General features: G+C 60.9%; 12 protein-coding genes and 2 pseudogenes. 9 read left to right on the top strand and 5 right to left on the bottom strand.

Features of this window, described 5'->3' with window-relative positions; all coding sequences use genetic code 11:
* Positions 1-353: ATP-dependent DNA ligase (locus AC0L18_RS31235; RefSeq protein ID WP_473495573.1), on the bottom strand; the 353-nt coding region annotated here is incomplete at its 3' end.
* Between the two features lie 175 nt (positions 354-528).
* Here AC0L18_RS31235 and AC0L18_RS31230 point away from each other — a divergent pair.
* Entirely contained in the window at positions 529-714 is a 186-nt protein-coding gene (locus tag AC0L18_RS31230) for a hypothetical protein (protein WP_473495572.1), read from the top strand.
* Positions 715-743: 29 nt separating this feature from the next.
* Positions 744-968 carry a hypothetical protein gene (locus AC0L18_RS31225; RefSeq protein ID WP_473495571.1) on the top strand — a complete coding sequence of 75 codons (225 nt, stop codon included), beginning with the start codon at positions 744-746 and terminating at the stop codon, positions 966-968.
* 106 nt (positions 969-1,074) lie between these two features.
* Here the strand turns inward: AC0L18_RS31225 and AC0L18_RS31220 are convergent, their stop codons facing one another.
* Positions 1,075-1,374 (bottom strand): hypothetical protein, encoded by a 300-nt coding sequence (locus AC0L18_RS31220; protein WP_473495570.1) that lies wholly within the window; start codon positions 1,372-1,374, stop codon positions 1,075-1,077.
* 947 nt (positions 1,375-2,321) lie between these two features.
* Positions 2,322-2,618, bottom strand: coding sequence for a hypothetical protein (locus AC0L18_RS31215; RefSeq protein WP_473495569.1), 297 nt, complete (start codon positions 2,616-2,618; stop codon positions 2,322-2,324).
* A gap of 788 nt (positions 2,619-3,406) precedes the next feature.
* Here AC0L18_RS31215 and AC0L18_RS31210 point away from each other — a divergent pair.
* On the top strand, positions 3,407-3,700 hold the full coding sequence (locus AC0L18_RS31210; RefSeq protein ID WP_287363242.1) for a hypothetical protein: 294 nt from the start codon (positions 3,407-3,409) through the stop codon (positions 3,698-3,700).
* Positions 3,701-3,921: 221 nt separating this feature from the next.
* On the opposite strand, the gene AC0L18_RS31205 is transcribed toward AC0L18_RS31210, so the two are convergent.
* Entirely contained in the window at positions 3,922-4,161 is a 240-nt protein-coding gene (locus AC0L18_RS31205) for a hypothetical protein (protein ID WP_473495574.1), read from the bottom strand.
* Between AC0L18_RS31205 and AC0L18_RS31200 the strand changes: the two are divergent.
* The 3 genes and pseudogenes from AC0L18_RS31200 to AC0L18_RS31190 all read left to right on the top strand — a co-directional run.
* Positions 4,102-4,302: pseudogene (locus AC0L18_RS31200) on the top strand (hypothetical protein); the annotation flags it as partial. The gene AC0L18_RS31205 and the pseudogene AC0L18_RS31200 overlap by 60 nt on opposite strands.
* Positions 4,299-4,583, top strand: a complete 285-nt coding sequence (locus AC0L18_RS31195; protein ID WP_473495568.1) for a methyltransferase — start codon at positions 4,299-4,301, stop codon at positions 4,581-4,583. The pseudogene AC0L18_RS31200 and the gene AC0L18_RS31195, both read left to right, overlap by 4 nt.
* 44 nt (positions 4,584-4,627) lie before the next feature.
* Positions 4,628-5,716, top strand: coding sequence for an NAD(P)H-dependent flavin oxidoreductase (locus AC0L18_RS31190; RefSeq protein WP_473495567.1), 1,089 nt, complete (start codon positions 4,628-4,630; stop codon positions 5,714-5,716).
* 740 nt (positions 5,717-6,456) lie between these two features.
* On the opposite strand, the gene AC0L18_RS31185 is transcribed toward AC0L18_RS31190, so the two are convergent.
* Positions 6,457-7,356, bottom strand: a complete 900-nt coding sequence (locus AC0L18_RS31185; RefSeq protein WP_473495566.1) for a LysR family transcriptional regulator — start codon at positions 7,354-7,356, stop codon at positions 6,457-6,459.
* Between the two features lie 146 nt (positions 7,357-7,502).
* Between AC0L18_RS31185 and AC0L18_RS31180 the strand changes: the two genes are divergently transcribed.
* The 3 genes and pseudogenes from AC0L18_RS31180 to AC0L18_RS31170 all read left to right on the top strand — a co-directional run.
* Positions 7,503-8,321: a methyltransferase domain-containing protein gene (locus tag AC0L18_RS31180; RefSeq protein ID WP_473495565.1), complete on the top strand. Its 819-nt coding sequence runs from the start codon at positions 7,503-7,505 to the stop codon at positions 8,319-8,321.
* A 15-nt stretch (positions 8,322-8,336) separates the two neighbouring features.
* Positions 8,337-9,158, top strand: a complete 822-nt coding sequence (locus AC0L18_RS31175; protein WP_473495564.1) for a class I SAM-dependent methyltransferase — start codon at positions 8,337-8,339, stop codon at positions 9,156-9,158.
* Between the two features lie 251 nt (positions 9,159-9,409).
* A pseudogene (locus AC0L18_RS31170) lies at positions 9,410-9,772 on the top strand (ISNCY family transposase); the annotation flags it as partial.
* Positions 9,773-10,023: the final 251 nt, after the last annotated feature.

The raw sequence follows: 10,023 nt of genomic DNA, 5'->3' as shown, positions 1-10,023 counted from the left end.
TCGAACGCGACGAAATAGAGGTCGTGCTGGCGTCTGGTGATTGCCTTGCGCAGCGCGGCAAAATCCGAAAGGCCAGCGTCATTTAAGACGACGACTTCGCCGTCGATTATGGCGTTCTGTACGTTGAGACCTTTGGCTGCCTCGACCAGATCGCGGTATTTGGAGGTCCAGTCTAGGCCGCGGCGGGTGAAGATCCGCGCACCGCCGGCGTCGATGATGATCTGGGAGCGGTAGCCGTCGAATTTGGCTTCATGCATCCAGTCGTCACCTTGGGGCGGCTTGGCGACCAGGGTAGGCATCATCGGCGGAATGAACTCAAGCCGACCGACGCCGGTACTTACAATTTTACGCACCGATTCGATTCTAGGTTGCTGGCTTACAATAGCCAGAGCGAATAGAACGTGATTCCGCAGGGCTGCAGCAACAAAATTCCGTCTCCGGTGTTGCCACCGATCCGAAGCTCATCGAGGCCAACGGCAACGATCGTGAAGCCCTGATATCAGCCGCGAGGGTACTGCGGGAGCGAAAGTGAGATACCGGACCAACAACGAAGGCACGGGATATCGAGGCAAGGACCACGACCAGCCAATCAAGCCCGAGGCGGAGCATTTCGAGCATTGCCCCGTTTGTGGACAGGACTTCGACAAGCGCGATCTTGGCCAGGTGCTTCACCATGCCGGGCCGGAGCACCAACCGCTTCCGGTAGAACAGTAGACCCTCCTATTTGGTCTGGGAGAGGGCATATGGGTCTGGTTTTTACTGGCGAAGACGGAACCACTGAGCGGTTCGAGTTGTGGCTTGAAGCCTTTGATGGAACAGAGCGTGTCCTCGTCGTGACATCGACCGAAGCGATCGCAGACTTCGGGTTTGATGCCGTCCGTGAAATGGCATCTAAAAAGTACGATGCAGGGCAGTTGGACGAGATGGGCCGCGTTAGAGTTTTGACTAGCGACCTGCAAGGTAGGTAGCCCGCCACCGTGAGGCAGCGTGGCTTGTTCCATGTCGAGGTTGACCATGAAGGAAATCAACTCCCTCGGGGCGCTGCCGCCTGTGAGTTAAATGAGAGAAGGAAACTCACGCACGCCATAAAAAGTAAGCGATGGCGTACCCTACCAAGCCCAACATTGAGAGCGCATACAGAACCAGGAAAAACGGAACTACGGACGATTGGCTGTCGAGGGCGGCGTCAGCTTCTTCCCATTCCCCAACCAGATTGCGTTCACGCCTGGCCTCCGTGACCGCCAAACCGTCCGGCCCAATTTTACCGTCGATCTCTATCGAAATTCTTTGCGTGATATCGGCTAGGATAACTGGATCCTCGGGCAGGTTGCCCGGAAACCCCTCAGGAATATTGTCGCCATCGTTCTTGTCCATGGCGCCAACAATGCTCTCTGCCTCGCTTATGTTCCAAGTTGGTAATGTAAAATTTTGACCAAGACCCGGCACGGCGCCACGAGCTTCGGGCTGTCAACCGAAAAGCCCGCGCCTCTGCCGGAGAGCGCGGACCCCCCGATCGGGTTTGAGTCCCGACCTGCCGGCGTGCTGCCGAGCGAAGAAGCTGTCTTGCTGCTCTATGGTCCCGAGCCGGTCCACGAGGGCGAAGCGCTTGCGAAGGCCATAATTGAGACGGTTGAAAGGCTGAGCCGGTAGCCGGACAGCTAGCGCCCCAGAGGTAGTTTGGAGGCGGAGACGAGTTCTTCCTCGTCCGTAATACCAGCCGAGTAGTTTGCGAGAATTCGGGATGCGAGAGCCTCACGTAGATGTTCGGAGTCGCCCTCTCTCTTGAGCCGGTCGAACACACGGCCCAGCGTAGCTACTTCGGATGCACTGAACACGTCAAATTCTTTAGCCTTTCGATAAATCGGCATACCACCCCCTCCGGCTAAAACATAATACGCTTCAGGACATCTCGGACAACCAAAAAAACCGCCGCGCCTTTCGGCGGGCGAGACGCTTAGTCGTTCACTAGGGCCGCGATTATAACTGACGAACCCGCCTACCGCTTGGCAGCTAGGGCCTTTGCTTCCCGGAGCAGCGATGCCCAATGGAGCCCGAGGAACAAGATAAGCTCTCGGGCCTGTTCTTCGGTAATGCCGGTTCTTTGACCAAGCGTCGAACGACGATATCAATGTTGTTCGGCGCCCTATCCTGTTCGTCAGCCATAGGAAAGCTCCTTACGCCAAACTTCCTTATCTCGCGCTTGTTCCCAAGCGCGTGACTAAATGAGCACCTTACGGCTCTGAACTGGAAAGTCCGCGCCTCTATTAGGAATCGCTCGGCTTATATTGCCAGAGGCTGGCGCAACGGAAACTCAAAGCGCGCTATGGAAGATACCAACTAGCGAGGGCGTACGCTGCCAAGCCCAACATCGAGAGCGCATACAGAACCAGAAACAACGGAACCACGGGCGGCTGGCTGTCGAGGGCGGGGTCAGCTTCTTCCCATTCCTCAACCAGATTGCGACCCCGCCTGGCCTCCGTGACCGCCAAACCGTCCGGCCCAATTTTACCGTCGATCTCTCTCGAAATTCTTTTCGTGATATCGGCTAGGATTACTGGATCATCGGGCAGGTTGCCCGGAAACCACTCAGGAGGATTGTCGCCATCGTTCTTGTCCATGGCGCCAACAATGTTCTCTGCCTCACTTATGTTCCAAGCTTACCGGTCGAAGAAGGGCAAGGGGCGGCGGCCGGGGAACGACACAACCAACCGTCAACCAGCCACCCAGACCAGCAGTGCGACGCCGATGGCGTAGGGGACCAGAACAACCGCTAGCGCGACCCAAAAACCTGGATCTGCCAAAGCGGCCAACTCACTGAGAAGTTGCCTCATGCCGGCGAAACGCGCACCCGCGCCTGGTGTTCCGTGTGTGAGCAGAGCCCGCGCCCCATGGGCCGATCGGTGCATATGGGCGCCAGGTGCAGCGCGCCTACTACGACTTCTTGGTCTTCGAATTCCGCTTCGGTTTCGGTGCCGATGCAGCAGGGAGAGCAGTCTCGGCTTTAAGTCGTTGCTCCCGCAGCCGAGCCGTCTTTGCATCTCGTGCGACGCGATCAATGTCTATTAATGCCCGCGCAGCATCCGACGTGCGCTCCTGTCGGTCGTGTCTTTCTTTACGGTTAAGCCTTGCCTTTCCCGCATCCCCTGTCCTCGATCTGACGGTACGGCGCTTTGTTGCCGCACCGAACCATTGTCGCCAGATCGTGTTCCCCCCAGACAACAAAAAAGCCCGCCGTACATCGGTAAGGCGGGCTGCATAGACTTCCAAAAGCACACGCCGCTCCTCTGGAACGCTTCAACCACTTTGCCGCCGCAGTAACAGCCCCTTGCTTGAGATGCGGCTTCGGGTGAAGGTGCGGAACCACGGGCGACGGTGCGCGTTAGTACGACCCTTGTGAGGATGTGCCATGCCAGCTCGCCCAATCGTATCGACAGCCGCGGCGATCCTGTTCGCCGCCACAAGCATGGCTTACGCCCGGCCGGATGCGCGCACCATGACTTGCGAACAGACGCAGCAGCTGATCCAGAGCCGGCGCGCGGTCGTCCTGACCACCGGCCGCAACACCTATGATCGATATGTCCGCCAATTTGGCAATGAGTGCGACCGGCCCGCCGTGCCCGTCGCCTCCTATGTCCAGACGCTTGAGGGTCAATGTCGGGTCCATCGATGCGTGGAATGGCAGCATTTCGATTTCCCGTGAGCCGCAGATAAGGCTGACGTTGAGCGTGCAGGCGACGCTGGCGCATCTGCGCTCGTTCCAGCATGAAGAGGTGGCTAGGTTCAGCGTTGTGTCTTACTTCGAATTCCTCTCGCTCGGACCCGCGGACGCTCCATTGACGTGGAGCTTCAGGACTGGAAGGCAGTTCCTGACCTCAATCGAAGCGGCAGGTATGTGGCTCCTGCTCGGAGGCTTTTCCGGCCTCACCATGGGATCTGACGGACCTCGCTGCCAAGATCGCGTCGCGCCAGGTTGGCCCAATTTCCGTGCTGCTTTCGAGCAACATAATCGGAGCGGTATTTCTGATTGCCTTCTGCGGCCTGCGGCAACAGTTCGTCGCTGCTCCCGCCCCTCTTTGGGAAATCTTCGTCGCTTCGATACACGCTGCCGTGACCACAGTGACCTTCGAGGAAAAAGGCGGCAAGACGCTGCTGGTCCTGCACGAACTCTATCCCTCGAAGGAATCTCTCGACAACGCCATCGCCGGGATGGAGGGTGGGATGCCCGAGCAGTTCGAGCAGCTGGACAGATTTTCGGCCGAGATCTGGCCTGGGAGATGGACCTTTCGGCGATCGGTTAGGTGATCGACATCGGCGGGGGCCCCGGGACCATTCTCGTCGGACTTCGCGAGGGGCGGCCGCAGATTGCGGCGACGCTGATGGAACTCCCAACGATCGCAGCGGTCGCGCCAGATATCCTGTCAGGATACGGTGCCGACGACGTGGTTGTCGAAGAGGGGGACATAACTGTCGCGCCATCGATCGGTCGGCACGATCTGGCGCCTGAAGGCCGTCGTCTACAATCCTTGCAGTTGGTACTTGGCTACTCAAATTATGGAATTTGGGCAAACGGTATGGTAGCCTGATCTCGAGTCCGAAACCGTCATGCTAGTGGACGGGGGAAAGCACCATGTGGCCGGACCGACGCATCCTTGATCTTTTCGGCATCGAGCTGCCGATCCTGCAGGCGCCGATGGCGGCTTCGTCCGGGCCTGAACTGGCGGTCGCGGTCTGCGAAGCGGGCGGGCTCGGCTCGCTGCCATGTGCCATGCTGGCCGACGACAAGATACGCGCTGACTTCGGTATCGTCCGGCAACGCACCAGCCGGCCGATCAACCTCAATTTCATGTGCCATGTGCCGCCCGTTGCCGATGCGGATCGCGAAGCGGCCTGGCGCAAGCGCCTCGCGCCCTATTACAGCGAGTTCGGCATCGATGCCGATGCGATTCCCTCCGGTCCAGCGCCGATTACCTTCAGGGAGTCGGGATGCGCCATCGTCGAGGAGCTTTCACCGGAAGTGGTCAGCTTCCACTTCGGCCTGCCGGAGCCAGACCTATTGGAGCGGGTGAAAGCCACCGGCGCGAAAGTGATCGCCTCGGCGACGACGGTCGAAGAAGCGCGCTGGCTCGAGGCGCGTGGCTGCGACGCAATCATCGCGCAAGGCGCGGAGGCAGGCGGCCATCGCGGAGTTTTTCTAGGCTCGGACAGTTCGAGCCAGCCCGGCACATTCGCGCTGGTGCCGCAGGTGACGGATGCAGTCTCGGCGCCGGTGATTGCGGCAGGCGGCATTGCTGACGGGCGCGGCATCGCCGCTGCCTTCATGCTCGGCGCCTCGGCCGTGCAGATCGGCACCGCCTATCTGCGCTGTCCGGAGTCTCTGGCCAGCGCCGTCCATAAAAGCGCGCTGGCAAATGCACGTGATGACGGGACGGCACTTACCAACGTGTTCACCGGGCGTCCGGCACGGGCTATCGTCAATCGCTTCATGCGCGAAATGGGGCCGCTCGGCGTCAGCATCCCGGACTTCCCGCTCGCCACCCCCGCCATCATGCCCCTCAGGGCCAAGGCCGAGGGAACAGGCTCAGGCGATTTCTCGCCGCTGTGGGCCGGACAGTCAGCCGCGCTCGGCAAACCGTTGCCGGCGAGAGAACTGACGCTGAAATGGGCCGCGGACGCGACACAACTGATGGGGCTGCAGGTGCCCGATCGGCTCGGCTGACCGGGCAGTCTCTAAGTTGAAATTCAGACTGAATGAACTCCGGGGGCCGCGGTTGGTCAGATGGTGCGGCGGCGGCCAGCGGCTGTGAGTAAGCCCCTGGCGCACTCAAATCAGCACTTAGAGCTTTCACACATCTGAGGGATATGCCTGACGGCTGATCCCGAATTCACCATGGCGTTCCAAAGCCGACTGCGACCCCGAGTTCATGAAGGCGCTCCAAATTGCCCGAGCTCACTCAAGGGCCAGTTCTTGATCGACCGTGACGGGATCATCCGCTGGGCCAAACATCGAGTGCGCTACCGAGGGCTTGGCTGGGGTCGGGGAATTTCCCTCTGCCGATGAAGCCGTGCGGGTCATGCCGGGCGGCTGACAGGTACTGCGGGGCACGTCGGGCCGCACAGGCGCGGTTTGAGCTCGCGGGATTGGCTGCTCCCCATTTGTGCGACGTCCGGCAGCATCCACACCGGAATTTCCGGCTCAGGTTCACCGGCATCGATGAGCCGAAGGCGGCTGACCAAGGGCGGCATCACGCGTTCGTAACGGTAGCCCAAATAGCGCGGAGAGCGGCGTAAAGGCGGTCCCCAAGGCATCGGAGTTTGATTTGTGCTCCCACCGATCAAGCTCGCACCTCACGGTGCGCGATCAGTTGAACGCCACCCGTTCAGCGACGCTGCCACACTTTGGCCGCGCTGACGAGCAGGCTGATCACCAGCGTCGGCACAGCCTCGCGTTTATACTCGTTACGCCGCCGCTGGATTGCCTCCAGTGCTCCAGTTGTAATCGCGCACTGCTTTGGCGAAGGCCGAGGCCGCGGGCGAAAGCGGCCGGCCCTCGACCGAGACAAGCGAGACCTCGCGTACAACATCGGGATCTGCGACCGGGCGGTGGCAGACACCAGGCAGCATGGCCGAGAATTCGGGCGCGAAACAGACGCCCATGCCGGCTGCGATCATGGCCATGATCCAGTCCTCCCGCTCGCTCCGGTAGGCGACCTGAAACTTGATGCCGCGCTCGACGCAAAGTTCGTCGATATGGTTGGCGTATTCGCAGTTGATGCGATCGAGATAGGGCTCGCCGGCAACGTCGGTAACATGGAGTATGTTCCGCTGCTCGAACCGGTGGCCGGTTGGAAAGGCCAGCCCAAACCGCTCCTGATATATCGGCTCCACGCTCAGCCGTGGATCAAAGGGACCTGGTTGCGCCATGAGGCCAATGTCGAGCGAACCGTCGAGGAGGAGTTCGCCGAGCCGGGAAGGAACACTCTCGACGACGCTTATCTCGATGCTTGGGTGAGAGGCGCGGAACGCGTTCAGGAACCCCACGAAGCGTAACGGGCCGATCGTGCACATTACACCTAGCGTCAGAGATGCGGCTTCGAGTCTGAGGAAGCTTCGTGCCACCTCCTGTGCGTTCTTGGTGCGCCCTAGGATCTCTTCAAGATGCGGTCGCATCAGCCGCCCGAAGTCGGAGAGCTGGACGCCGTTGCGCTCGCGGCGGAGCAGATGCGACCCAAGCTCCGCCTCCAGCTTCTGAATGGCCCGCGTGAGCGCCGACTGTGTGACATGGCACCGCGCCGCGGCCTTGTGGAAGTTCAAGGTCTCGCAAGCGGCAAGAAAGTATCGGACCTCATGCATCTCCATGGTGCATTTCCGCTGATGCGCATCAGGCATCAAGCCGATGAGACAATAGCATTTCTTTCGAGCTCGCGATGTCGGTATGCTCGGCTGGGAAGCCCGGAGGCGAGCGGTCCCTCGCGCCCAGGGTTTCCATTGGTGGAGGTGATCTGATGCCTGACGTCTGGGCCACTGTCGCCGAGCTTGAGTCTTCCGTGCAGGAGCGCCTTGCCGGCGTCCTTGAGACGCGAGGCGCGGACCCGCAACAACAGGCGATGCGGCGCGTGTTTCTTTCCGGCATCAAGTTTCCCACAAGTGCGCATGTCCTGGAGGTGGGCTGCGGAACGGGCGTGCTGACACGGGTACTTGCAGGCTGGCCCAACGTCAAAGCGGTAGTGGGCATCGACCCGGCGGCATCGCTGATCCGTGAGGCGCAGAGATTGGCTTGCAATCTTGCCAACGTGACCTTCCAGGAAGCCGATGGGCGATCTCTCCCATTCGGCGACGACGTGTTCGACGTCGTCATCTTCGACTCCACTCTCTCACACGTCCCCGGGCCAGAGCGAGCGCTCGCGGAGGCCCACCGCGTGCTGCGGCCGGGCGGCTCGCTCGCGGTGTTTGACGGCGACTATGCGACCACGACTGTCGCGCTTGGCGATCACGATGCGCTGCAGGCCTGCGTCGCTGCCATGATGGCCAACTCAGTGAACGACCGCTGGCTGATGCGCCGACTTCCATCGCTCGTGCGTGCCGGCGGATTCGAAGAGGCGGACTTCCAAAGCCACGGCTACGCGGAAACCGGCGGCGGCGCCTATATGCTGTCCGTTATCGACCGAGGTGCCGACATTCTGCATGCGTCGAGCGTGATTGGTGAAGCAACGGCGGCCGCCTTAAAGTCGGAAGCACGCCGCCGCGTGGAAACGGGAACCTTCTTTGGCCACATCGCCTACGCAAGCCTCACAGCCTGCAAGCCGCCGCGTGGGACGATTTGAGATTGGAGGATTGCAATGGAAGCAACGGCGACCTTGCCCAGCTATGCAATGAACCAGGCAAGCTTCCCGGAGATGTACGAGCGGTGGCTCGTCGGTCCTCTCTTCCGGCCATGGGCCGAAATGACTCTTGACGAGCTGGCATTGTCTTCAGGCGATCGCGTCCTCGATATCGCTTGCGGAACAGGAATAGTGGCGCGCGTTGCAAGAGAGCGGCTCGGTGAGGCCGGATATGTCGTCGGCGTCGATATCAGCCCGGACATGCTTGTCGTGGCGCGGTCTGTGGAACCAGCCATCGACTGGCGCGAAGGCAATGCCAGCGCACTGCCTCTTCGCGTCGGAGAGCAGTTCGACGTGGTCGTCTGCCAGCAAGGAATACAGTTCTTTCCTGACAAACCCGCGGCGGCAGCGCAGATGCGTCGCGCGCTGGCGAAGGATGGAAGGCTGGCAGTGGCCACGTGGCGTTCCGACGATGAAATACCGTTCTTTCGGGAGCTGCGCCGCGTCGCGGAGCGCCATCTGGGCGCCATCGCCGATCAGCGGTACAGCTTAGGGGACGCTGCCCCGCTTGAGGCGCTGCTACGAGATGCCGGCTTCCACGACGTCCGTTCAAGGACGATATCGCGCACCATCCATTTCGTGGAAAGCGTACCCTTGCCGCGGTTGAATGCGATGGCGCTGGTCGGGATGAGTTCCGCAGGCAAGGAAATGGGCGATCAGGAACGCAAGCGCGTCGTGGACGAGATCGTGAGCGAAAGTGAGTCCGTGCTGCAGCAGTACACCTATAGATCGGGAACCTCTTTCGAGCTCAGCACCAATCTGGCGACAGCCAAAGGCTAAATGATCCCTCACAACCCTTGTAAGCAACGAGCCTCCTGGATGGCGTTCTAAGTGGGTCAAATCTGGGCAACGGCAGGTGACGGCGCGCTCTCCGTGCAAAGCTGCTGTTCCCAAACAGGTCGACGAAGGACAAGAGAAACGCTTCCGGCAGCATGAGCGGCGGCCTCGGAAATTCGACGATAGTAGCCAGGCGTCGTTCCATGAGGGCAACACTCCGTCGCACCCATCCAACACCACCCCATATTTATCAAGTATCGCCCGCGCCGGCCTGCAAGAAGGTGGTCGTCTGCGACTATCCTGATGGCCGTCTCGAGATCATGCATGAGGGTGTCGCCCTGCCCTACAGAGCCTTCGATAAACTGCGCTCGGTTCACCGTTCGGCGATCGTCGAGAACAAGTGGCTGGACGCCGCCCTCGAGATGGTTGCCGAGATGCAGGTCGGCCGCGATCTGCAGCGCAGCCAACGCGGGCCGCGCCGCACCGGCCAGACCGACCACATGTTCGGAACCCCTGATGGCGCTGAGAGCAACGGTTATGTGAAACGCGGTCGCAAGCCCGGCAGGCCGCCTGGTTACCGGCGTGAGCAAGCGCCCACTGAGGCGCCCGTACCGGAAGTCGGGCGCGCATCCGTTGAGGTCGATCTGCGGCTGACGGAGAGTGACAAGAATCGGATCGCCGATGTCGTCACGATGCTGAGCGATTATCGGATCCCGCTGCGGTCGACGCCAGCCAACGAAGCTAGTCCGTAGCAGCGGCTCTCTAATCTAGCCGAGGGGTGCCTGACTGAACCGCACCCGATTGGGCTGCGCAATCCCGACCAGCTGACGCCCGATCGGGCGCTCTCGTTGTGGCCGCCCCCACCGCC

The organism is Mesorhizobium sp. WSM4819 (assembly GCF_055811215.1).
Note: the sequence above shows the minus strand (reverse complement) of the source record. Positions and strands in the feature narration are given on the sequence as shown.

Bases quoted from the DNA above. Each gene is read 5' to 3' on its own strand.
- AC0L18_RS31215 (WP_473495569.1), bottom strand. From the start codon at position 2,618: ATGGACAAGAACGATGGCGACAATCCTCCTGAGTGGTTTCCGGGCAAC.
- AC0L18_RS31180 (WP_473495565.1), top strand. From the start codon at position 7,503: ATGCCTGACGTCTGGGCCACTGTCGCCGAGCTTGAGTCTTCCGTGCAG.
- AC0L18_RS31185 (WP_473495566.1), bottom strand. From the start codon at position 7,356: ATGGAGATGCATGAGGTCCGATACTTTCTTGCCGCTTGCGAGACCTTG.
- AC0L18_RS31175 (WP_473495564.1), top strand. From the start codon at position 8,337: ATGGAAGCAACGGCGACCTTGCCCAGCTATGCAATGAACCAGGCAAGC.
- AC0L18_RS31225 (WP_473495571.1), top strand. From the start codon at position 744: ATGGGTCTGGTTTTTACTGGCGAAGACGGAACCACTGAGCGGTTCGAG.
- AC0L18_RS31220 (WP_473495570.1), bottom strand. From the start codon at position 1,374: ATGGACAAGAACGATGGCGACAATATTCCTGAGGGGTTTCCGGGCAAC.
- AC0L18_RS31210 (WP_287363242.1), top strand. From the start codon at position 3,407: ATGCCAGCTCGCCCAATCGTATCGACAGCCGCGGCGATCCTGTTCGCC.
- AC0L18_RS31190 (WP_473495567.1), top strand. From the start codon at position 4,628: ATGTGGCCGGACCGACGCATCCTTGATCTTTTCGGCATCGAGCTGCCG.